This is a genomic window from Paenibacillus sp. N3/727, assembly GCF_022637315.1.
Taxonomy (GTDB): Bacteria; Bacillota; Bacilli; order Paenibacillales; family Paenibacillaceae; genus Paenibacillus_AQ; species Paenibacillus_AQ uliginis.
Genome location: NZ_CP093336.1, coordinates 2,834,624 through 2,858,453 on the forward strand (window position 1 = coordinate 2,834,624; position 23,830 = coordinate 2,858,453).

The 23,830-nt window shown below is 44.5% G+C and carries 22 protein-coding genes and 1 pseudogene; 20 read left to right on the forward strand and 3 right to left on the reverse strand.

Going from position 1 to position 23,830, the window contains the following annotated elements:
• Positions 1-48 precede the first annotated feature (48 nt).
• The 11 genes from MNQ98_RS12915 (at position 49) to MNQ98_RS12965 (ending at position 11,747) form a co-directional block, all read left to right on the forward strand.
• Complete coding sequence (locus MNQ98_RS12915) at positions 49-756, forward strand: hypothetical protein (RefSeq protein WP_241933526.1); 708 nt, start codon at positions 49-51, stop codon at positions 754-756.
• Positions 753-1,589, forward strand: coding sequence for a CpaE/TadZ family protein (locus MNQ98_RS12920; RefSeq protein WP_241933527.1), 837 nt, complete (start codon positions 753-755; stop codon positions 1,587-1,589). The genes MNQ98_RS12915 and MNQ98_RS12920 overlap by 4 nt, the downstream gene beginning before the upstream one ends.
• Positions 1,590-3,485, forward strand: a complete 1,896-nt coding sequence (locus MNQ98_RS12925; RefSeq protein ID WP_241933528.1) for a P-loop NTPase family protein — start codon at positions 1,590-1,592, stop codon at positions 3,483-3,485.
• The gene (locus MNQ98_RS12930; RefSeq protein WP_241933529.1) at positions 3,482-5,551 is read left to right on the forward strand and encodes a hypothetical protein; all 2,070 of its coding nucleotides are present in this window, start codon (positions 3,482-3,484) and stop codon (positions 5,549-5,551) included. Before MNQ98_RS12925 ends, MNQ98_RS12930 begins: the two co-directional genes overlap by 4 nt.
• A gap of 42 nt (positions 5,552-5,593) precedes the next feature.
• Entirely contained in the window at positions 5,594-6,052 is a 459-nt protein-coding gene (locus MNQ98_RS12935) for an ABC transporter permease (protein WP_241933530.1), read from the forward strand.
• A gap of 26 nt (positions 6,053-6,078) precedes the next feature.
• Positions 6,079-6,474 carry a hypothetical protein gene (locus tag MNQ98_RS12940; RefSeq protein ID WP_241933531.1) on the forward strand — a complete coding sequence of 132 codons (396 nt, stop codon included), beginning with the start codon at positions 6,079-6,081 and terminating at the stop codon, positions 6,472-6,474.
• Between the two features lie 3 nt (positions 6,475-6,477).
• Positions 6,478-7,032 carry a hypothetical protein gene (locus MNQ98_RS12945; RefSeq protein WP_241933532.1) on the forward strand — a complete coding sequence of 185 codons (555 nt, stop codon included), beginning with the start codon at positions 6,478-6,480 and terminating at the stop codon, positions 7,030-7,032.
• On the forward strand, positions 7,019-8,011 hold the full coding sequence (locus MNQ98_RS12950) for a hypothetical protein (RefSeq protein WP_241933533.1): 993 nt from the start codon (positions 7,019-7,021) through the stop codon (positions 8,009-8,011). Before MNQ98_RS12945 ends, MNQ98_RS12950 begins: the two co-directional genes overlap by 14 nt.
• A gap of 120 nt (positions 8,012-8,131) precedes the next feature.
• Positions 8,132-9,682, forward strand: coding sequence for an ABC-F family ATP-binding cassette domain-containing protein (locus MNQ98_RS12955; RefSeq protein ID WP_241933534.1), 1,551 nt, complete (start codon positions 8,132-8,134; stop codon positions 9,680-9,682).
• 175 nt (positions 9,683-9,857) lie between these two features.
• Positions 9,858-10,895, forward strand: coding sequence for a ThiF family adenylyltransferase (locus tag MNQ98_RS12960; protein ID WP_241933535.1), 1,038 nt, complete (start codon positions 9,858-9,860; stop codon positions 10,893-10,895).
• 150 nt (positions 10,896-11,045) lie between these two features.
• Positions 11,046-11,747 (forward strand): response regulator transcription factor, encoded by a 702-nt coding sequence (locus MNQ98_RS12965; RefSeq protein WP_241933536.1) that lies wholly within the window; start codon positions 11,046-11,048, stop codon positions 11,745-11,747.
• Between the two features lie 143 nt (positions 11,748-11,890).
• Here MNQ98_RS12965 and MNQ98_RS12970 read toward each other — a convergent pair whose 3' ends face one another.
• Positions 11,891-12,403 carry a C40 family peptidase gene (locus MNQ98_RS12970; RefSeq protein WP_241933537.1) on the reverse strand — a complete coding sequence of 171 codons (513 nt, stop codon included), beginning with the start codon at positions 12,401-12,403 and terminating at the stop codon, positions 11,891-11,893.
• Between the two features lie 261 nt (positions 12,404-12,664).
• Positions 12,665-13,309, reverse strand: a complete 645-nt coding sequence (locus tag MNQ98_RS12975) for a thiamine diphosphokinase (RefSeq protein ID WP_241933538.1) — start codon at positions 13,307-13,309, stop codon at positions 12,665-12,667.
• Positions 13,310-13,423: 114 nt separating this feature from the next.
• On the opposite strand from MNQ98_RS12975, the pseudogene MNQ98_RS12980 reads away from it, so the two are divergent.
• Both MNQ98_RS12980 and MNQ98_RS12985 read left to right on the forward strand, forming a co-directional pair.
• Positions 13,424-13,798: pseudogene (locus MNQ98_RS12980) on the forward strand (trimeric intracellular cation channel family protein); the annotation flags it as partial.
• A gap of 40 nt (positions 13,799-13,838) precedes the next feature.
• Positions 13,839-14,303: a low molecular weight protein-tyrosine-phosphatase gene (locus MNQ98_RS12985; protein WP_208914221.1), complete on the forward strand. Its 465-nt coding sequence runs from the start codon at positions 13,839-13,841 to the stop codon at positions 14,301-14,303.
• Positions 14,304-14,454: 151 nt separating this feature from the next.
• On the opposite strand, the gene MNQ98_RS12990 is transcribed toward MNQ98_RS12985, so the two are convergent.
• A complete protein-coding gene (locus MNQ98_RS12990; protein ID WP_241933539.1) occupies positions 14,455-15,186 on the reverse strand; it encodes an alpha/beta hydrolase in 732 nt (243 codons plus the stop codon).
• A gap of 255 nt (positions 15,187-15,441) precedes the next feature.
• On the opposite strand from MNQ98_RS12990, the gene pdhA reads away from it, so the two are divergent.
• From pdhA to MNQ98_RS13025, 7 genes are all read left to right on the forward strand, one after another.
• Positions 15,442-16,509: a pyruvate dehydrogenase (acetyl-transferring) E1 component subunit alpha gene (gene pdhA, locus MNQ98_RS12995; RefSeq protein ID WP_208920443.1), complete on the forward strand. Its 1,068-nt coding sequence runs from the start codon at positions 15,442-15,444 to the stop codon at positions 16,507-16,509.
• Positions 16,510-16,668: 159 nt separating this feature from the next.
• Positions 16,669-17,646, forward strand: a complete 978-nt coding sequence (locus MNQ98_RS13000; protein ID WP_208914220.1) for an alpha-ketoacid dehydrogenase subunit beta — start codon at positions 16,669-16,671, stop codon at positions 17,644-17,646.
• A 30-nt stretch (positions 17,647-17,676) separates the two neighbouring features.
• On the forward strand, positions 17,677-18,987 hold the full coding sequence (locus MNQ98_RS13005) for a dihydrolipoamide acetyltransferase family protein (protein WP_241933540.1): 1,311 nt from the start codon (positions 17,677-17,679) through the stop codon (positions 18,985-18,987).
• 3 nt (positions 18,988-18,990) lie between these two features.
• The gene (gene lpdA / locus MNQ98_RS13010) at positions 18,991-20,412 is read left to right on the forward strand and encodes a dihydrolipoyl dehydrogenase (protein WP_208914218.1); all 1,422 of its coding nucleotides are present in this window, start codon (positions 18,991-18,993) and stop codon (positions 20,410-20,412) included.
• A 191-nt stretch (positions 20,413-20,603) separates the two neighbouring features.
• Positions 20,604-21,398, forward strand: a complete 795-nt coding sequence (locus MNQ98_RS13015) for a thymidylate synthase (RefSeq protein WP_241933541.1) — start codon at positions 20,604-20,606, stop codon at positions 21,396-21,398.
• A gap of 51 nt (positions 21,399-21,449) precedes the next feature.
• Complete coding sequence (locus MNQ98_RS13020) at positions 21,450-21,944, forward strand: dihydrofolate reductase (protein WP_241933542.1); 495 nt, start codon at positions 21,450-21,452, stop codon at positions 21,942-21,944.
• 319 nt (positions 21,945-22,263) lie between these two features.
• On the forward strand, positions 22,264-23,751 hold the full coding sequence (locus MNQ98_RS13025) for a glutamate synthase subunit beta (protein WP_241933543.1): 1,488 nt from the start codon (positions 22,264-22,266) through the stop codon (positions 23,749-23,751).
• Positions 23,752-23,830: the final 79 nt, after the last annotated feature.

Genomic DNA, 23,830 nt, shown 5'->3' on the forward strand with positions numbered 1-23,830 from the left:
AAGCCATATTTACAAGTCCTTAATAAGTGAAATGAGGGAGTGTGAAAATTGAGAACATGGATATTTGCCGGCATTTGCGATAAGAGTGATCTGCTAATGTATCTTTGCAAAATATTAGTGCATAGCGGTAATAGAGTGCTCCTGATGGATGCAGCACAAGAAGGAAAGTACACCCACTGTATCGGCAGACTGGACCCGCGTATGTCGGTTACAGAATTCTCAGGATTTGATGTAGCATGTGGTTTTGATCATTATACCGAACTTGAGAATTATTTAAAGGAATCAGGAGAGCCGGAATACGACTATTTGGTAATCGATGCTGAGAAGGAATCGTTTCTAAATCAGGACGCCTGGGAGCTCGCGAGTGCGAAAGTCTGGGTGAGCAGTTTTGAGATTGCTGGATTGATGAGAGGGGCCAGTTGGCTTGAGGATCTCTCAATGAAAAGCAAAGAACAAGGCTTTCCAGAGTTCCACCGGGTGTATTTGAACGTTGTCGAGGATATGATGGACGATGTCTATATTGAAAGTTATCTGGGAAAAGCGCAGATCCGATGGATGGATGAACCAATTAGAGTTCCGTGGGATGAACTTACTTTTGCTTTGAAGGTAGAGAATGAGCATACGGGAAGACTTCGGATTAAGTCGTTGTCAAGGCGATATAAGCGGGCTCTTATGGAGCTGATCCGCCGGCTTACCGAGATGGAGCAGCGTCAAATTCGCCGTGCATTTCGGCAGGCAGAAAGGAGACAGGCATGAAAACAATCGCTTTGTGGAGTCCGTTGACAAGTGGAAGTGGCACGACCGCATTAGCCGCAAGTCTGCCGATTGTGCTGGCAATGGAGTTTAAAGTGAAGACGCTTCTGCTGCATGGTGGAGCGGCAGGGGAACGTGTAGAGCAGGCTTATTCATTAAAGAAACAACCACTGGACCATTCACTGGTAACTTTCCAAGATCATGGAATGAATGCGGTGGAACGCTTGGCGGCAAGCGGCAGGTTGATGCCTGAGAACATACGTGATTATACATCCCCACTGCTGCAGGATCGACTGGACCTTCTTGCTGCAGGACGTGAACCCAAGTTAGAGTCAGACGACACACATGGACGGCTTATGAGCCAAGTATTAGAAACCGCTGTTCGGGGATATGACGTTATTGTAGCTGATGCGGGGAATGGAAGGGCAAATAGTGTCGACAGACAAATCCTGAGAGCTGCAGATCTTATATTGATTGGGTTAAACCAAAATATTAGATCATTGGAGAAGTTTTTTGAGAGTGATCAGATGCAGGGAGTTTTTCAAGGAAAAGACATTGGGTTTGTTATTGGCCGGTATGACCGCCATAGTCATTGTACACTTCAAAATGTAAAACGTAGGTTTGGAGTGAAGGGTATTTTTGAGGGGATTCCCTACTGCTCAGAGTTCACAGACGCATGGAATATGCGTTCTGTCCAAGCTTGTATTCAAAGGGGAAAAGGCGGGATGGACCGAAAAAGGGAAAGTCCCTTCTATCGGGCTCTTCGCAGCACTGGGTTTGCTGCGGCAGAGCAGATCGGTCTACCTTCTTCGGGTTACTCAGAGAGGGGGGCTTAAATGCTCTCAGGGCCGCTGATGAATTCGCTCTGGATAGGTTTAATCCTTTTTTTGGTTGCACTGTTTATATATATTCGCTGGATGAGTAAAGCAAAGATCAGAGCTCACCCGCAGCTCGGTCCAGATCAGTTTTCTTTACAGGCGATGACGGAATTTGTGAAGGAGACGCTCCATCAGATGACACACAGTCAGCTTTCGGATCTAGGCCTGCATGAAGAGGAATATCGCAGGCGTTTAAGTAAGAGAAGCGAGCTGCGTCGCGCGCTCAAAGGTTGTGTGTCAGGCAGTGTGCTTGACAAACAGTATGTTAAAGAGTTTTTGAAAGAGCTGTTGGTCAAAAGTTTGAAGTTAAATGAGTCAAATATTAATGTCGGGATTCCGTTTGAGAATCATGAAGCTTTGTCCCCTCAGGATAAATTCGAAATCATACTTTATTTGTACAAACAGCAGTACCGGGATGAAGCATTATCTAAATTGATTGAAACCTATGATTTATCGAAACCGAGGATTATACCGGGTTATGGTGAGGATGTTGTTTATGCGGTGACGGCTGAAGATATAGCAGACATATATGCAAATGAAATACGCTCGTTAACTCTACCCGAGAAGCTGGACATTGTTGTACAGCGAATTTATCAACAGTACAAAGGTTTTTCCGTCATTGATGAGATTCGAGATCAACGCATCGATGGCGTTAGTGGAGGAGTTAGCGGAATGCTGGGTGATTCTTCAGGGATGCCGTTAGGTGCGGAGCAACTACCGCTTGGCTGGGGGAATGGTGATACTCCGGTCTCCGAATGTGAAAGTGTGTGGTTATTTTTTCGAGGTATTTCCATTCATATGGGATTTCTGTCCTTTGGAAATGTACGGGAATTAAAGCGGGTATGCCAGAACATTTATAAATACAATCATCCCGGTCAGTTGTCAGAGGCTAGCGGTTATAAAGTGAATGAGATGAAGGACGGATCACGTGTTGTCGTTGTACGTCCTCCGTTTTCTGAATCATGGGCTTTTTTTGTTCGGAAGTTTGATGTGAACAGTACTAGCCTAGAGCAGCTCATCACAGGCAGAGGTGCAGAAATTCCTATTGGTTTGCTGCAATTTCTAATGAAGGGAAGTCGGATTACAGCTGTCACTGGAGCACAGGGATCGGGCAAAACCACTCTACTCATGGCAATGGTAAGACACATCTATGCCTCTTATACGCTGCGTGTACAAGAGATGGCTTTCGAGCTTCACCTAAGAAAAATATACAGCAGGCGCAATATATTGAGTTTTCGAGAAACGGAACATATCAGTGGTCAGGACGGTCTGGATCTTCAGAAGAAAACTGATGGAACCGTGAACATCCTAGGGGAAGTTGCAAGTGATGAAGTAGCCTCATGGATGATCCAGATGTCACAGGTTGCGAGCTTGTTTACTGTCTTTACACATCACGCAAAGACGTTTAAAGATCTTGTTCAGTCACTTAGGAACTCTCTATTGAAGAGTGGAGTGTTTCGTCAGGAGGATATTGCAGAGCAGCAGGTGGTAAGTGTAATCAACTTCGACGTTCACCTGAAACGGGATGCATTCGGCAATCGTTATATTGAGCGTATTACGGAGTGCATTCCTTGTGACAAAGAGCCATTTCCGGATTGGCATATTCCAGAGACACACACAGGTACAGAGGAATTGGCCCGAAGGTATGTGGCTATAAGCTCCGAGCATTTCCGCCGGCAGAACAACACTACATTTTATATTTCAAAAAATGTGGTTGAATACCGCGATGGACGGTATGTGGTTGCAGCATCTTTATCTGAGCGTAGCGTGAGAGAGATGGAGGAGCAGATGCAGCCTCAGGATATCGAAGCTTTCAGGTGTTATATCCAGACCAACTGGGGAGGGACGCCGTGACCACAAAAGACGTACTTATTTATATTTTTTCAGTATCTCTACTGCTGTTTGCTGTTTTATATGGAGCAATCATATTCATACAAAAAAGAAACAGGCAAGAGGAAGGCTTTAGCATCGGGTATGAGTCCGATACGTCCAGTCAGTTACGATATAAACACCGTCAATGGTTTCAAGCCGCATATATCTATGCTTTAAGACTGCCTCTGTTGTCTTCGTACGTAAAGCGGATGCGGAAAAAAATATCGATCATACACCCATACGATGAAATTTCTCTTCGTTATGAAACGATGAAAATAACGTTAGCAGTCGCGATATCAGCCGGACTGACTGCTGTTCTCCTGATTTGGATGAATCCTGGACTCGGATTTATATTGGTTGCTCTGCTTGCGGCGATCGTAATTCATGATTTGATGATTGACGTGTTTATGAATAGGTTGGAGCGGAGACTTTTGGTTCAATCGGTCGAGCTGTTCTCCAATGTAAGGCATCATTACCAGCAGCACGGCATGGTGGAGGAATCGATCTATGAAGGGGCGGAAACAGCAGGTCATGAAATTTCAATTCATGCTACACGTATTTACAATGCACTAATATCTCAGGACCCTGAGGAACAATTGGATCGTTATTATGAGACTGCACCTAACCGGTATTTGAAAGCTTTTGCAGGCATAGCACATCTGGTCATGGAATTCGGCGACCACGCCAAAAAGAATAGCTCCATCTTTCTTCAAGGATTAAGTGGTTTAACGAAAGAGATTCAGCTCGAAATACTTCGTAGAGACAAGCTTGATTACTTATTAAAGGGTTTAAATATCATTGCGCTTGCTCCTGTATTTTTTACCAAGCCGATAGAGAATTGGGCTCGAGCAAGCTTCCCGGCCATGGATGAGTTTTATATGAGCAAGTTAGGCATGATCACGAAACTATCAATATATGTGGTCATTATTGTAGCCTACACTCTCCTACAGAAGCTTCAACAAAACAGTGAGTCTGATTATCGTGCAGGATTTGACAGGGCTTCATGGGAAGAACAGCTTTATAGGTTTAAGCTCCTGCGAATATTGGTGAATGTGCTGATGCCGATTCCAGGTACCCCTAAGCATGAATGGCGTATTAGATTGCTAAAGGAAAGCAATACACGTTTGCGGTTGGAGTGGTTTTACATTCGGCGGATTGTCTCGGGGGTCGTTGCGTTCTCTGTTGTGCTAACGGCATGCATGTATCTTCATCACAGCAGTAAGCGTCAGCTGCTTTATGCACCAGTGTCACAGATTTCATTGTTCGGAAAGATGAACCCAGAGCAGGAGAAAGAAGCTTACCAGAGGGCTGAAACAGATCGGGCGGTAATGGATTATTTGAACCGATCGAATGAAGTTTCTTTTGATCAGGTAAAGGAAGCCGTGATAACAGTTGATGGCAAAGGCATAACACAAGATCAAATTTCTATAACTGCCGAGCGGGTGCTCAGTAAACTAGAGCGGTTTAATTTCGAATATTTAAAATGGTGGGAAGTACTATCCTCTATTATGGCTGCGGTTATTGCATTCTATTTTCCGCTCTGGACTCTTATCTTTCACCGAAAGGTTCGAAGTTTGGAAATGAAACATGAAGTATACCAATTTCAGACGGTCATTTCCATCATAAGGGGAATGGAGCGCATATCGGTTGAAGGTGTTCTGGAGTGGCTGAGCCGGTTTGCTGTCATGTTTAAAGTTCCTATTCAGAAAAGTTTACTACATTACGAGCACGGTGCGGAACTTGCGCTTCAAGAGTTGAAGAATGATATATGGTTTCCGGATTTTCAGCGTCTCGTAGATAAGTTGCTTCTTGCCGTTGATAAAGTACCGATCAGAGATGTTTTTGACGATTTAGAAGGTGAAATGGCGTTTGTGTTTGAACAGCGGAAACAGGAGTATGAACGGATGATCGACACGAAGGCAGCGTGGGGACGAATGATCGGATTTGCACCGATGTACGGTCTTATTTTTATGTATCTTGTCATTCCGCTTATTGGTATGAGTTTTACACAGATGAATGCTTACTATGAACAAATTCAGAGATTGTAAAATAATGCGTCTCTTTCATGAGGGACAAGGAGGATATAAATTATGAATAATGCTTCATCGGCTCTTAAAGTGGCAGCTGGCATTTTCCTGACGATCGCATTGATTACCATTGTAGTAATTTTGTTTATATCTGCCCAGGAGGCAACCAAAACCGCACAAAATAATTTTTCGGACATTCAAACTGAGCTGTCCCAGGCAGCTTTTACTGTATATGACGGAACAACGATCAGCGGATCGCAAGTAACGAATGCACTTCGCAAGTACAAAGATAAGGACCAATTCGGCATTATGATTAAAACAGGTAAAAACCCTGGAGGACAATGGTACGGTAATGTGTTGAATACGGAAGGTTCCGTAGAGCATCCAGAGTCCCGTCAAGGTGCCTTAGCACAAACTTTAAATGAAAAAAGCTCTGAGTATGTTAATCCTAGCGGTAAGTTTAAGGCAACGATTGTCAAGGACAACTCAAATGTGATTCGGGGAATTATTTTTGTGCAGTAAAGTGTTGAGATTCAGGAGCTGATCAATTGAGAGAACAAACAGTTACGATGATCGAAATGGCTGTAGCTACAGCTTTGTTTATGGGTGCCTGCTGGTTCTCCTTTCATATGCAATCTGAGATCGACGCGGGGTTAGAAGCAGCCAATCTAATGAATCAAGAACAAAGTTCGGCCATAACTACTGTGAAAATGCGCAGCAGTACGGATGACTTAACATTTTTGGGCAGCGAGGTGTTATTTATGCTGCAGGAGGTACAGCAAGGAAAGTATAGAATGTCTGTTGACGGCGTCATGTTTCTTCCGGGCTTGGAACTCGATTCCGTTAATCTATCAGTTATCGAGGCGGGTGCCAGATACCAGGCTAACTATTCGTACAGTACGTCTGGAACAATAAACAGCATTCAGTATATTAAGGTGAGGTAAAGGATGTCAAACTCGGTGTCCAAATGGTTTGCAGCTTTTTTGGCAGTCCTGCTGTTGTATATGGTACCGGTAGGAGAAAGTGCCAGAAGGCAAGATGATCTGTCCAGAATTGTTGTACATCAATCCGTGACTAAGTTCGTGGATAGTGTCCGGATGAAAGGATATGTATCACCCAAAATGTATCAGGATCTTACTCGTGAGTTGGATGCAACCGGCAATCTGTATGAGATTGCGATGGAGCATCAGCATAAGAAGTATGACCCAGAGTATCGTGATCCGTCCGATCCCGAAACGTTTCAAAACAGTTTTGCTGTCGTTTATGATGCCTATTACGAAGTGGAAATTTTAGGGCATTTATTCCCTGATACTGACTTGCCCCTAGATGATCGCAGTCGAATTTACAAGTTAACCGTCGGAGACTTTTTTCAAGTGAAGGTAAGCAATCAGAATCGTACGCCTTCCATTGTGTTGTTTGATGCTCTTACAGGATCGAATTCAGGGAATAAGTCGGTAATTGCCTTTCCGTATGGAGGGATGGTTTTGAATGAAGATTACTGATTTGGCCATTCTGTTTACGGCTGTGTTCTTTCCTTTCTTTCTGCTGCTTAGCATGCACACAGGCAATGTAGTAGATACCGCTTTTGTTGAAATGAAATATTCGGCCGGGCTGCGGACGGCAATTCAGGATGGCGGGGAGATGCTGAACGTGAACGAGAGTCAGTCACAGGAAGCGGGATATGAATCATTCAAGCGATTTCGTGCGGACAAGGAGAGGGCTCTGGAGACTTTTTCAAGAACAATGTATCTAAACTTTGGTATAGAGGAGGATCTCCCAGCCCAAGCAGCACTATGGTGGTATATCCCGGCTTTAGCCGTAGTGGATTATGACGGGTACTATATCTATGCTATGCAATCCTTTACGGGACCGGATGGAGTGGAATCTTTCCGTCATACTTGGAGTCCCAAAACTCCATATGCTTATTACGATGGTGAAGGGAACAGCATTCATTTCACATTGGACAATGAGGTGCAAGCGTACAATGGTTCCAGCAGAATATGGTATTCAGGATTGCAGTCTGAACTTGTGGGTAATACAGGAATAGCACTTCTGGACAAGCAAGTGACCTTTGAAGAAATAAGGCGAATATCGATTGTACACGCAATTCAAGATGATCTAGCCTATTACATAGAGCGTCACAATAACTTGTCTGTAAGAAACGGTATTTCTTATACCTTTTCATTGCCTGTTATCGCTCAAGAAGAATGGGTCAACACGATTAATGATATCGGATTGATGGCTTTTGTCCAAGGTATACCTATTGGTGACCGATATTATAATAATTACGCTTTTGGTGGGGGCAGACTTGTAAAGACTCCGCTGTACTTCGGAAGTGTGGATTCAAGTACCGGTCTTAAATACTATTACAGAAATACGTGTTCATTTCCTTATGATGTGCAGGAAGCTTTTAGCAACCGGAAAGAGGCTGCTGCTGCGGGCTACAGGGAGAAAAACTGTGCTAACTCAGGTGTGATGTAACCCCCGAAAAGATATGATTTCGGCTTGGACGCTTATTGTGATACAATAAACTCTTGATTGTGAGAAAACCCCTATTTAACATGTAATGAGTTTATTGTATAGACAGGAGTTACCGTAACTATGAGTTTATTGACAGTAGAGAATGTTTCCCACAATTTTGGAGACCGTACCTTGTTCAAGGATGTTTCATTCCGGCTGCTTGCCGGTGAGCATGTGGGTCTTGTCGGTGCTAACGGTGTTGGTAAATCGACCTTAATGAATATTTTGACTGGCCAACTGCTGAAAGACAGCGGTAAGGTAGAGTGGACTCCAAAAGTGCGTTATGGATATTTGGATCAGCACACCAAGTTGACGCCTGGTAAAACGGTTCGGGATATTTTGAAAGATGCTTTTCTGCCCCTGCTGGAACTGGAACAAGAAATGATGACGATTACGGACAAAATGGGCGATGCTTCTCCTGAAGAGCTCGAAGTGTTACTTGAGCAGATGGGAGAAATCCAGGAACAACTGGAAATCGGCGATTTCTATTTGATCGATGTTAAGGTCGAAGAAATGGCTAACGGTTTAGGATTGTCTGTAATCGGTCTTGACCGGGATGTAGCCACGCTCAGTGGAGGACAACGGACGAAGGTTCTGCTGGCCAAGCTACTTCTCGAAAAGCCGACCGTTCTGTTACTGGATGAGCCGACAAACTACTTGGACGTTGAACATATTGATTGGCTAGCGCAATATTTGAAGCAGTATCCATATGCATTCATGCTCATATCGCATGATACGGAATTTATGAATCAGGTGGTAGACATTATTTATCATCTAGAATTTGCGAAATTAACACGTTATACAGCGAACTATGAGAAATTTCTTGAGATGGCTGATATTAATAAGAATCAGCATATCGATGCATATGAGAAGCAGCAGGAGTACATTAAGAAACAAGAGGACTTTATTCAGCGTAACAAGGCGCGCTATTCGACATCCGGTCGGGCGAAGAGCCGTGAGAAACAGCTGGATCGATTGGAACGTATTGACCGTCCCGAAGAAGCTGCAAAGCCCGTATTCAATTTTAAGGAAGCCCGTGCAAGCGGTAAAACAGTATTTGAAGGCATTGATTTTGAAATCGGGTACGACCGTCCGCTGCTGCCTAAGATGTCTATTACAATCGAACGCGGAGAGAAAATTGCGATCGTCGGCTGCAACGGTGTCGGTAAATCTACTCTTCTCAAGACCATTCTGGGGAAAATACAACCATACAGCGGCAAAACATATCAAGGTGATTTTTTGTTCCCGTCATATTTCGAACAGGAAGTGCGAGCTGGCAATTTGACGCCAATTGATGATGTATGGAACGAATACTCGCATCTGAACCAACACGAAGTTCGCGCTCATCTGGCACGCTGTGGCCTAAAGAATGAACATATTACCCGCCCGCTGAAAGCGTTGAGCGGCGGTGAGCAAGCGAAAGTGCGCTTGTGTAAGCTGTTAATGCATGAGAGCAACTGGATTCTGTTTGACGAACCGACAAATCACTTGGATGTTGTCGCTAAGGAAGAACTGAAGAGAGCGCTCAGAGAATTCAAAGGCACCGTACTGCTCGTATCGCATGAACCTGACTTCTATGAAGACTGGGTAACGAAGATCTGGAATGTGGAAGATTGGTCACATCAATCCTGATCATGCTTGAAAGCCACTCCGCCCGGAGTGGCTTTTTTCAAAGTATAGGTCAATATAAGTTTAGATTATATTTGACCTATATTTCTCACAGAAACGATGGCCGTCTTTATAGGACGGCAAAGCCGTCGTTTCTACTTGAACACTAAGGTTATTTTGAGAGGGGAGGGGCTTGAACGTGCAAGAACATAACCGGGAAAGCCGTTATTCCAGGCAAGAACGTTTTGCTCCCTTTGGAGTTGAGGGTCAGGCGAAACTTGGAAGCAGTCACGTACTTATTGTTGGAGCGGGCGCGCTCGGTAGTGCAGTTGCAGAAACTTTGGTGCGGGCTGGTGTCGGCTGGATTACGATCGTAGATCGTGATTATGTGGAGTGGAGCAATTTACAGAGGCAGCAGCTGTTTACAGAGCAGGACGCGGAGCGTCATCTCCCCAAAGCGGAAGCCGCAAAGTTGCGTTTGAAGTCCATTAATTCAGAGGTGAAAATCGAAGCTCATGTCATGGATGTCCGTGCCGAAGAGTTGGAAGAGCTTGCTCGTGATTGTGATCTGATCATGGATGCAACCGATAATTTTGATACCCGGCTTATCATCAATGATATTTCTCAGAAGCAAAATACGCCCTGGATATACGGAGGGTGCGTAGGAAGTGCCGGCATGACGTATACCTTTCTTCCGGGACACACACCATGTCTTCATTGTCTGCTTGGAACGGTGCCGCTAGGCGGAGATACGTGTGATACAACAGGTATTCTCCCACAGGCTGTGCAGATGGTCGCAGCCCATCAGAGTATGGAGGCGATGAAGTTTCTCGCGGGTCATCGTGACACACTCCGTTTGAATCTTCTCTCTTTTGATCTATGGCGGAATGAATCCTTTGAAATGAAGGTGGATCAAGCACGGAAGAGTGACTGTCCTTCTTGTGGTTCACATCCGGTATATCCTTTTTTATCGTCTGTCAATAGTACGAAAACTGAAGTGCTGTGTGGACGAGATACCGTCCAGATCAGGCCAGCACGTAGAATGGAGCTTGATCTCAAGCTGTTGGCTGATCGCTTAACAGGACTGGCTGAAGGAAAGACAGCGCTCAATCCGTATATGGTTATCTTTCAAATGAGCCGTTGCCGGATCGTGTTTTTTGCTGACGGAAGAGCTCTAATACATGGTACCTCTGATCTGATGGAGGCGAAAAGCTTGTACCACCGTTACTTGGGCTGAGACCTCATATTTTGAATCAATTTCATCCATTCCCCCTGTCCGGGAATGGATGTTTTATTTTTGAGGCAACCTAAAGGCCAGACGTGTCGTGTTCAAGCTTATGTAAAGTAAAGGATTATTAACCTTAGCATTGAAAGAGGGGGAAACCCTTTGAACGGACAGATCTTGATAGCGATGAATGATGGTGAGGAAACGATCAGGATAACAAACAAAATTCAATCGGCTGGATATACAGTCCATTTGGCAGATCATCTTTCACAGGCTATAACCCTTATGGAGCAAGGGGAGTTTGATATGCTCATGATGGACAGCCGTTTATCAGGAATGCGTGAATTTGATTTTGTACGCAGAATGCAAAATGGAAAGCACCGGATACCGATTATTGTGCTGGGACATAACGGATCTAATGAAGCGGCAGCTGCCTTAGAAGCCGGGGCCAATGATTACATTTCTAGCCAGGTGGACGAGCGGGAATTGTTAGCCAGAGTCAGCAATCTTCTAATTTTATTTAATCACGGAAATCAACACCGGAATGAGAAAATTGAGATTGGAGATCTGCTGATAGACCCTCAAAGCAGGCAGGTAATCCGGGAAGAGTCTGCAATCGACTTGACCCAGCGTGAATATGAGCTTCTTTTATATTTGACCCGAAGAGTGAATGAGGTCTGCTCAAGGGAAGAAATTTTAAGTCATGTATGGGATTATGATTTTAATACGGGTACAAATGTGGTGGATGTGTATATCCTTCATTTACGTGAAAAACTTGATAAAGGACGAAAATGGAAGCTGATCCGAACGATTAGGGGAGCAGGATATATGCTTAAGGCGCCAGAGAGCGAATCATGTGGTTGACGGTCGTTATGCACGGTCACACTGTGCGCTTGCGAGTTACGCATGATACGAATAATGAAGTAAAAGACCGCCCTCCGTAAAATAGGAAGGCGGTCTCTTACTTCAAATATATGAATGTTATATTAATGATAACGAAGAAACGACTACAATACGCGACGAGCTTTCAGGTATGTCTTCTTCCAAGTGCCTGAATCAAGATTGGAAATCGTTACACCTGGTTTGCCGTACGTGTGAAGAATTTTACCGTTACCAGCGTATACAGCTACGTGAGTTACATTTTTACCATTAGCACGGCTGCCGCTGGAGAAGAATACCATATCCCCTGCTTTCAGGTTCGCTTTGGAAACTGCTACACCTTCCTTCGCTTGTGCTGCAGATGTACGAGGCAGATTCACGCCGTATTGTTTAAAGATGTGTTTCATGAAAGAGGAGCAATCAAATACTTTAGTAGTGCTTGTAGAAGCTCCAAATTTATATGGTGTTCCCATGTAGTTTTTACCGAAGTTCACGACTTGTTGGCCCTTTGTTGTGGCGTAAGAGCTGGAAGCTGCTGCTTCTACTTGAGATGCAGGAGAAACTGCCAAGAGCGCTCCCATTCCCATTGCTGCGCTTATGCTGACGATTGCGGCCTTCTTAATCCAAGTCTGTTTATTCATGTTGTATATTACCTCCAGATAATTGTTATTTGTCTTTCGATGAACCGAGTATAACAGATTTGAAACCTACCGAAATTTTGGATAAAATCGTGAAAGCTATGGGAGACAAGGAATGAAAGCGAATTATTAAAAAACGATTAAAAGTTACAAAAGATTAATAACTTGAGATGATTTTAACAATAAAAAAGCCACAAACCCTTGATATTAAAAGGTTTGTGGCTTGTCATAATTGTATTTTTAATAATGACAAAAAAGTAACATTCACTCGTCTTTGCTCTGCATAATCAAGAGCAATCCACCTTCTATCTTAACTGTACCCCGGCTTGCAGATAGACGGTTACTAATACCCAGAGACTGTCCGATTTTCAAAGTTGCATTATGGAGAGGATACTGGAAGCCTTCAAGGTCAATTCCGGTTACTTCCGGTGTGAGAGGCAGAAGAGACACATAAGTAAATCCTCGGTCTTCGACATCGCAAGTTGACCCGGTCAACGTAATGTAGTTGTGGTCGTCCAGCATGGAACAATGAACTTGATGCTGAACCCCGCGAAGTAGCATATGTATGTTGGCAAGAGTGTGATCCATGCGCGTCCCCGTACCGCCCAGCAGCAAGATTTCTGTCGGTGCAAGTTCTAGAGCAACATCAAAGGCCAGCTCGGTGTCCGTTAAATTCTTATCTATTGGATCACATTGGACGATTCTTTCACTCATGGAAGTGACGGTATGAAGCTGATCCGTTGAAATGGAATCGAAGTCACCTACTGAAACATTCGGCTTAATGCCGTTCTCTATAAGAAAAAGAGCCCCTCGATCAGCTCCGATAATGTAATCATTATTCTGAATTACTTCTAATAAATGCGTTGAAAGATTGCCGCCGGTAAAGATCAAAATGCGCCTCGCTTCCATATTATTTCCCCCTTTTGTCCGAAGTTGTCATTTTATATCAGTATAGATCAGTTTTTGTGCTTGCACAATTTCAGCCCTCGCGGATAAAATGAGAGAAGCAAAATGATGAAAAGCGGGGTGCCGGTTACAACTCTTTGGAGCCAAAGTGATCTGATTCTGCTCGCGATCCAAATGAATCATCCACTTAGTGCCGTTATCGTGGCTGCTGCATTAACAGGAATAGGCGGAGGGATCATCCGTGATCTGCTTGCGGGACGCAAACCGCTCGTTCTTCGCGACGAAATATATGCTGTGTGGGCGATGGCTGCAGGCGCTACGATTGGTTTGGGTATTACAAAATCGATTTGGCAGCTATTTACATTGTTCGTGCTAGTCGTTCTGTTCAGAATGCTTTCTGTACATTATAAGTGGCGTCTTCCCAGACGCTCCTTAGAAACACCATCTAATATCAAGCCAAAAAAAAGTATTGTAAAGGTTCAGAAATTATGAAGGATAATGAAACATACCGCAAGGAAAGGATGGAATGCAAATGATCTCTGTTTTGTTTGTTTGTCTAGGCAATATATGCCGTTCTCCAATGGCTGAAGCCGTTATGAGGCACAAGATTGCACAACAAGGATTGAATGAAAAAATAACTGTGGATTCAGCAGGAACTGGTGATTGGCATATCGGGAAAGCTCCACATGAAGGAACCCGTAAGCTACTCGACAGCTGGCGTATCAGCTACGAAGGAATGCTCGCGAGACAAGTGGGGAGTCGTGACTTTGTCGACTTCGACTATATGGTAGCGATGGATGATTCGAATGTCGCCAATCTTCGTAAACTCCCTGGCGGAGAAGATTCGGAAATACTTAAATTTATGGATCTTCTACCGGATGAAAAGTTGCGGGAGGTACCGGATCCATACTTCACGGGAAATTTTGAAGAGGTGTACCGATTAATTGATGCAGGTTGTGACGTCCTGCTGGACAGAATCATGAAAGAAAAGTTATAATCAACTCGGACAAGCGGTTATTCGTTACCGCTTTTCTTTCGAAGAATGATGTAAGCGCGTGCAGGATGCCGGGTGAATAAAAAAGATGAACAAAGCACATTCCATGAAAAATGCGCGATTGTTCATCTTTTTTTGCAACAAGTGAATGATGTTAAGACTGTAAGAAATACATAAGGGCGGCAGGAAGCTCTTTTTGCCAGAACCCCCATAAATGGCGTCCATCTTTTTCTTCATAATGGATCGTGGCGCCTCGCTCTTCAAGGAGCTTCTTAGTCGAACGGTTCAGTTCCACAAAGTTATATACGCCAGTGTCAGTTGCATAGTTATCCTCCTGCAGTCCGACAATCATGAAGATGTTCATCCAGGACAAGTCCGTTTCCAGAGCGATAATATGTTGGGATTGCTCGTAGAAGGCACCGGACAAGCTAATGATTCTTGTAAACAGTTCAGGATAACGGAGTGCCAGATGGACTGAAACACTGCCGCCTAATGAATCTCCGGCCAGAATACGTTCGGATGAATCTCGTCGTACAGGATATTTTTTCTCGATAAAGGGTATAATTTCTTCGGCAAAGCAGGCCAGGTAAGCCTCAAAACGGTTGCCAAAAGAAGCATATTCTTCTGTGCGGACCTTTGTGTTCACTTCAACGCCAACGATGATAAAAGGTTCAATACCTTCTTCTAATATAAGTTGGTTGGCCCAGGTGGCAATTCGTCCGAAGTTGAAAAACTCTTCACCGTCCTGACAATAAACGACGGGGTAACTGAGAATTTCGTTATAACCGGGAGGGAGATAGATGCGTAGTGTGCGATTCTCCTTTAAGTGTTGGCTAAGTATTTCTTCTTTAACAATAGTTCGCTTCAACAAACGTTCATTTGTCATCATTCGTCACCTTTCGATGGTTAGTTTTTGAAAAGCCGCTAACAATAAGTTAAGATTAAGCTGTTACCCAAAAAGATACTGCTGTTCTGTTAGGTTTGTCACGCTGTTATATAACTATTCGAACTCTGTTATACATACAAAAACAAAGAATTATTAAATTTTATGAGGTATTCTTTGACGAAAGTAGTAAAACAGGTGTATAATAATTCTATAACAGCGGAACTTGATATTCAAATATTTATTGAGGTGAAGAAAATGACCAAGGTTCCTTACGAAGTATATACCGAGGAAGTCGAAACTCTATCCGTACTATCCCCGGACGGCGAAATCGTTAACAAAGATCTTTTGCCGAAGCTAACAGATGATCAATTGAAAGAAATTATGTATCGCATGGTATTTACCCGTACCTGGGACGACCGTGCCGTTAACCTAGGCCGTCAAGGGCGTCTCGGTTTTTATGCGCCGGTATCCGGTCAAGAAGCGACTATGGTCGGTAGTGAATTTGCACTAGAGAAAGAAGATTTTGTTTGCCCGGGCTACCGTGACATGCCACAAATCGTTTGGCACGGTCTTCCGCTTTACCAGGCATTCTTGTATTCCCGTGGTCATCAACACGGCGGTGAGATTCCTGAGGGCGTTAATGTATTGATGCCTCAAATCATCATCGGTGCACAAATTTTGCACGCGATGGGTATTGCAATGGCTTATAAGCTCAAAAAGCAAAAACAAGTTGTTATTACTTACACAGGTGACGGTGGATCGTCCGAAGGTGACTTCTACGAAGGTTTGAACTACGCTGGCGTATACAAACTGCCTGTCATTTTCTTTGTACAAAACAATGGCTATGCAATCACAACTCCATTCTCGAAACAAACAGCTGCTCTTTCCATCGCTCACAAAGCAATTGCAGCAGGTATCAAGGGCGTGAAAATCGACGGAATGGACGTGTTGGCTGTTATTAAAGCAGTTCAGGATGCTGCTGAGCGCGGACGCAATGGAGAAGGTGCGACACTGATTGAAGCTGTAACTTACCGTTTCCGTCCACACTCCTTGTCTGACGATGCTACGAAGTACCGTTCCAAAGAGGAAGAAGGTCAATGGAGCGAGAAAGATCCGATTGCTCGCTTTGCGAAATATCTTGAGAAAAAAGGTCTTTGGACAGAAGAAGATACAGCTCGCGTAAGAGACGAGGCGAAAGCTAAAGTCAACGAGCAAATCAAGAAAGCTGAGCAAACTGCAAAAATGACCGTTCCAGGTCTGATTGACAGTATGTTCGAGCAAACTCCTAAACATCTTGAAGAGCAAAAAGCCGATTTCCAATAAAAATCGGTTCCTTTTGCCGCGGTAAACAGTTCTGTTCATAGTTAACAGTAAGGACAGAATTTACTGAGGGGCTTGTATAGATGAGGGTTGCTTTAGATAACGATTCAGTATAACTGCCAAGCATATGTGATCTGTAATGTCTAAGGAGGAAATGAAGCAATGGCACAAATGAATATGAAAGAAGCGATTCGCGACGCGATGCGCGTTGAATTGAACCGTGACCCAAACGTCGTCATCTTCGGTGAAGACGTAGGTAATGTTGGCGGTGTCTTCCGGGTAACCGAAGGCCTGCAAAAAGAATTCGGGGAAGAGCGCGTATTCGATACACCGCTGGCCGAATCCGCTATCGGCGGTATGGCTGTGGGTCTTGGTATTCAAGGCTTCCGCCCAATCGCTGAAATTCAATTTATTGGATTTATTTTTGAAGCTATCGACCAAATGGTAGTTCAGGCTGCACGTATGCGTTTCCGTTCTGGCGGACGCTATAATTCTCCAATCGTATTCCGTACCCCTTTTGGTGGTGGTGTAAAAGCAGCTGAGCTGCATACGGACTCATTGGAAGGTTTGTTGGCTCAAAGTCCGGGTATTAAAGTCGTAGTTCCATCTAATCCATACGATGCAAAAGGATTGCTTATTTCGGCAATTCGCGATAATGATCCGGTCTTCTTTATGGAGCATCTGAACTTGTACCATGCATTCCGTGCTGAAGTACCGGAAGGCGAATACACTATTGAGCTTGGTAAAGCAAACGTTGTTCGTGAAGGTACTGACGTTACTATCATCGCTTACGGTTTGATGGTTCATACGGCAACCAAAGCAGCAGATGAACTTGAGAAAAACGGTATTAAAGCTGAGGTTATCGACCTTCGTACAATAGCGCCAATTGATATTGACACGCTTGTTGAATCTGTTAAGAAAACTAACCGTGCTATCGTGGTTCAGGAAGCTCAAAAATCTGCTGGCGTAGCTGCTGAGGTTATCGCACAGATTAACGAGAAGGCTATTTTGCATCTGGAAGCACCTGTACTTCGTGTTGCAGCACCTGATACGGTTTATGCTTTCGCGCAGATCGAGGACGCTTGGCTGCCGACTCCTGCTCGCATCGTAGAAGCAGTTAATAAAGTGATGAAATTCTAATTGCAGTAAATTTCTAGGGAGGTTTTACAGTTGGCAAAATTTGAATATCGTTTTCCAGAGCTGGGCGAAGGTTTGCATGAAGGTGAAATCATCAAAATGCATATCAAGCCAGGCGACAAAGTAACAGACGACGACATCATCATGGAAGTACAAAACGACAAGGCTGTCGTAGAAGTTCCTTGTCCCGTTAATGGTACGGTTCAAGAAGTTTTTGCCAAAGACGGCCAAGTATGCCGTGTAGGTGAAGTCGTTGCTATTATTGATGCTGAAGGCGACATCCCTGAACAGGAAGGCCATGCTGAAGAACAATCCGCTCAAGAAGCTGATGCAGCAAAAGGCAGCGCGGACACTCAATCTTCTCCAGCAGCAAATGCACCTGCAGATGCTAAGCAAGGAGAAGCTGCGCCAGTAGCACCTAACAAAGACGTTCTCGCTACACCAAGCGTGCGTAAATTTGCTCGTGAGCAAGGCGTAGACATCTCACAGGTACAAGGCAGCGGAAATAACGGCAAGATTACTCGTGAAGATGTAGAAGCCTTCAAAAATGGTGGCGGTCAGGCAGCAGCAGCTCCTGCTCAAGAAGCAGCTTCCGAAGCTAAAGCAGCTCCAGCAGCAGCTTCTGCAGCGGTGGATACTCGTGCTGAAGAAGAGCGCGTACCATTCAAAGGTATCCGTAAAGCGATCTCCAATGCGATGGTTAAATCGGCTTACACCGCTCCTCACGTTACGATCATGGATGAAGTGGACGTTACTGAGCTGGTTGCATTCCGTACTCGCATGAAGCCAATCGCTGAGAAAAAAGGTACGAAAGTAACTTACCTTCCATTCATCGTTAAAGCACTCGTTGCGGCTAGCCGTCAATTCCCTGCTTTGAACGCGATGATTGATGAAGAGAACAACGAAATTGTTTACAAAAAGTACTACAACATCGGTATTGCTACAGATACAGACAGTGGTCTGATCGTTCCGGTTATTAAGGATGCCGATCGTAAGAGCATTTGGATGATTGCTGACAGCATTCGTGACCTTGCTGTACGCGGACGTGATGGTAAGCTGAGTGCCAACGAAATGAGAGGCAGTACGATCTCCATCTCGAATATCGGTTCTGCTGGCGGTATGTTCTTTACTCCAATCATCAACTTCCCTGAAGTTGCAATTCTGGGTACAGGCCGTATTTCCGAGAAGGCGGTCGTTAAGAATGGTGAGATCGTAGCAGCACCAGTAATGGCACTGTCCTTGAGCTTTGACCACCGTATTATTGATGGAGCAACAGCTCAAAACTTTATGAATTACATTAAACAGCTGCTCGCTAACCCTGAGCTGCTCGTTATGGAGGTGTAACATATGGTAGTAGGAGATGCTTCTCTTGATATCGATACATTAGTCATTGGTGCAGGTCCTGGTGGATATGTGGCGGCGATTCGTGCCGCCCAGCTGGGTCAACAAGTTCTGATTGTAGATAAATCCGAAGTCGGCGGCGTTTGCTTGAACCGCGGATGTATTCCTTCCAAGGCTCTGATCTCTGCTGCGCATTCTTTTGAGTCTGCTAAACATGCGAGCGCATTTGGTGTTAACGTAGGCGACGTAACTGTTGATTTTGCGAAAACCCAAGAGTTCAAAAACGGCGTAGTTAAAAAATTGACTGGCGGCGTAGGCGCTTTGCTGAAAGGCAACAAAGTTGAAATTTTCAACGGCGAATGCATGTTCATTAACGAGAATGAAGCTCGTGTATTCAACGAGCATGAATCCCCTCGTTACCGTTTCAAGAACTGTATCATTGCGACGGGTTCCCGTCCGATTGAACTGAAAGCTTTCCCATTTGGCGGACGTATTCTGTCCTCAACGGAAGCTTTGGAACTTCAAGAACTGCCTAAGAGCCTCGTAGTTATTGGCGGCGGTTATATCGGCGCTGAGCTTGGTCAAATGTTCTCGAAATTCGGAACTCAAGTAACCATCATTGAAGGTATGGATTCCATTCTGAATGGCTTCGATCCTGATATGACGAAACTAGTTGCGAAAAACATGCAGAAGTCCGGTGTTGAAATCGTGACGAACGCGAAAGCGGAAAGCGCGGAGCAAACCGATAAAGACGTAACTGTGAAATATTCCGTTAACGGTGAAAGCAAAGAAATCACTGCTGACTACCTGCTTGTAACGGTTGGCCGTCGTCCTAACACCGATGGCGAGCTTGGTCTTGACCTGATCAACGTTGAAATGACCGATCGCGGTCTGGTTAAAGTTGACCATCAGGGACGTACGAACCATCCGCATATCTTTGCGATTGGTGACATCGTTCCAGGTCCTGCTCTGGCTCACAAAGCATCTTACGAAGCTAAGGTTGCTGCAGAAGCGATTTCTGGTCTTCCTTCCGTAGTTGATTATAAAGTAGTTCCTGCAGTAGCCTTTACGGATCCGGAGTGCTCCAGTGTAGGTATGACTGAAGCTCAAGCGAAAGAACAAGGCTACAAGGCTAAATCCGCCAAGTTCCCATTCGCAGGCAACGGCCGTGCATTGTCACTGAACAGCCCTGATGGTTTCGTGAAAATCGTGGCTGATGAAGAAACAGGTCTTGTACTGGGTGCTCACATTGCGGGTATCGAAGCTTCTAACCTGATTGCCGAAATCGGTCTTGCGATCGAAATGGGTGCAACACTGGAAGATATCGCTTTGACTATCCATGCTCACCCAACACTTGGTGAAATCGTGGCTGAAGGTGCCGAGCTCGTTCTTGGTCATCCGATCCATGTCATGGCACCTCGTAAATAATTTGATTATTAAAAACTGACCTGCATGGTCATCACAAGAGGCTGTTCCCCTTGGTCTGATAAGATCGAGAGGAGCAGCTTCTTTTTTTGGTGGTGAGCGATTATGTTATGTCACTTTTTTTCAATGCTTGCCGTATTAGGGTATGGTAAACTTATAGCTGATTAATAGAAATAATGAAGGTGGGTAATACCGTGAAAAATTACTTGGAACTGCTACAGGATATTCTAGAACATGGAGTTGAAAAAGAAGATAGAACCGGTACTGGAACAACGTCCGTCTTCGGACGTCAGCTGCGGTTTGACCTATCCAAGGGATTTCCTCTCGTGACAACCAAACGAATACACTTGAAATCAGTTGTGCATGAACTGCTCTGGTTTCTGAGTGGAGAAACAAACATACGCTACTTAAAAGAAAACGGAGTACGGATCTGGGATGAGTGGGCAGATGAAAATGGAGATTTAGGTCCAGTTTACGGCTCGCAGTGGCGTTCCTGGGAGACTCCAGACGGCCGGTATATCGATCAAATAGCCAACGTAATCGATTCGATTAAGAACAATCCAGATTCACGTCGTCACATCGTTAGTGCATGGAATGTAGCCGAAATTGATAATATGAAGCTTCCGCCATGCCACTTTGTGTTTCAATTTTATGTTGCGGGCGATAAGCTGTCATGTATGCTTACCATGCGCTCTGTAGACTCTTTCCTCGGTCTGCCGTTCAATATTGCCAGCTATGCTCTTCTAACGCATATGGTAGCACAGCAGTGCGGTCTTACGCCTGGTGAATTCATCTGGTCCGGCGGAGATGTTCATATTTACTCTAACCATATGGAACAAGTAAAAATACAATTGGAGCGTGAACCTTATTCTCTTCCAACGCTTGTGATCAAGAGAAAGCCGGACAGCATTTTTGATTACACTTTTGATGACTTCGAGTTTAAAGATTATGAGCACCATCCAACGATAAAAGCCACGGTTGCAGTCTAAGCAAGACTGAAATCGTTTGAGATCACAATACGTATGGAAGGGGCTGAATGAATGAGTATTTCCATGATATGGGCTATGGGAAAAGATCAGGTTATTGGGCATCAGGGAACAATGCCTTGGCGTCTGCCTCGGGATATGGCGTTTTTCAGGGAAATGACGTTAAACAAAACGATATTGATGGGGCGCAAGACGTGGGAATCTTTTGGAGGCAAACCATTACCCAAGCGGCAAAATGTAGTTCTTACACGTGATCAGGAATTTACATTAAAACCTGAAGAAGGAATCGTTATACATGACATTGATGAAGGAATAAAATTTGCCCAAGAGGGTGAATTAATGGTCATTGGAGGATCACAAATTTATGAGCAGATGCTCCCATCGGCTGATAAGCTATATGTAACTTTTATCGATGAAGACTTTGAAGGCGACACTTTTTTTCCGGAAGTGAATTGGGAGGAATGGACAGTCGCCCGAGAAATACCTGGGATTACGGACGAAAAGAATCCATATTCCTACCGGTTTGTTATATATGAGCGTAAGAGATAAACTTCACTTTATCGGCATCCGTTGGAAGTTATTGCTGGGCTTTTCTTAGTAGGATAATACAAATGATTGTGCATATAATCCATTTAACAAGGGAAATGACAAATGCTACGATGTTTTTACATTGTAGATGACATAATGCGCGGAATCGCTGTAGACAAGCGGTGATAAAAGTTTTTCTTAACCTGAATAGAAAAAATAAATCAGGTAAATGACCATTTGCGGCTCCTTGTTTCGTTAGAATGTGGATGATTTATGATATGATGAAAAGTACAATCTTACTTGTTACTCAGCATGAAGAGAACGGATGGGGGAAAGTAGTATGTCAACACCAACAGGATTTATGGAATATAAGCGTCAGCTTCCGGCTGATCGGGACCCGGCTGAGCGTGTTAAAGACTGGGAAGAATTTCATAAGCATATGGCAGAGGAAGAGCTTCAGACCCAGGGAGCACGCTGCATGGACTGTGGAACTCCATATTGTCATACTGGTATAGATATGATCGGCGGCACTTCGGGCTGTCCAGTACACAATCTTATTCCGGAATGGAACAACCTTGTATATCGGGGATTATGGAGAGACGCGTTGGAACGTCTGCATAAAACGAATAACTTTCCTGAGTTTACTGGGCGAGTGTGTCCTGCACCATGTGAAGGATCGTGTACAGTGGGCCTGATCGGCCAACCTGTCACGATCAAGAGTATTGAGCAAGCAATTATTGACAAAGGCTTTGAAGAAGGTTGGGTTGTTCCTGAGCCTCCTGTGAAACGAACGGGTCGCCGGGTCGCTGTTGTTGGTTCCGGTCCTGCCGGACTTGCTACAGCTGCGCAGCTGAACAAAGCGGGTCATCACGTTACGGTGTACGAGCGTGCTAACCGGATTGGCGGTTTGCTTACTTACGGAATTCCTTCCATGAAACTTGACAAGGCTGTGGTTCAACGCCGTGTTGATTTACTGGCGGCCGAGGGTATTGAGTTTATTGTAAATACCGAGATAGGTAAAGATATTTCTGCTAAGCAGCTTGTTGATGATTATGATGCGGTCGTATTGTGTGGAGGATCCACAAAACCTCGTGAGTTTAATATCGAAGGTAGCGAACTGAAAGGCGTACATTACGCTATGGACTATCTGAACGGAACGATCAAGAGTTACCTCGATTCCGGTCTTGAAGATGGAAAATATCTTTCCGCCCACAATAAAGACGTTATTGTCATTGGTGGCGGGGACACGGGCTCGGACTGTGTAGCCACCGCATTGCGGCATGGATGCACCAGCATTACCCAATTCGGTACGCACAAAAAGGCACCGCTTGAACGAGATTTGATTGCAAATCCATGGCCGCAGTTCCCGAATGTGTATACGCTAGACTATGCGCATGAAGAAGCGAAGGCACTATTCGGACAGGATCCTCGGGAGTTTTCTATCATGACTACGAAGTTTGTTGGTGATGAAGAAGGAAACCTGAAAGAGCTGCACACGATACAGATTGAGCGGATTGTAGACGAAACAGGCCGTAAAGTGTACCAGCCTATTCCAGGTACAGAACAAGTATTTCCGGCACAGCTCGCTTTGATCGCTATCGGATTTGATGGACCTGAGCAGACTCTTTTAGAGCAGCTTGGTCTTGAGAGTGACCGCCGAAGTAATGTGAAAGCATCTTACGGTAAATATTTTACTAATGTAGATAAAGTGTTTGCAGCCGGTGATATGCGCCGTGGTCAAAGCCTTGTGGTGTGGGCGATTAACGAAGGCAGGGAAGCAGCAAGAGAAGTAGATAAGTATCTGATGGGCTCTACCGTTCTAGTTTAAACTAGACTCATCCTATGTTATAATTGAATATCATTGTTTATGGGGACTTCGCCTAAGCGGAGTCCTTTTTGGAGTCCAT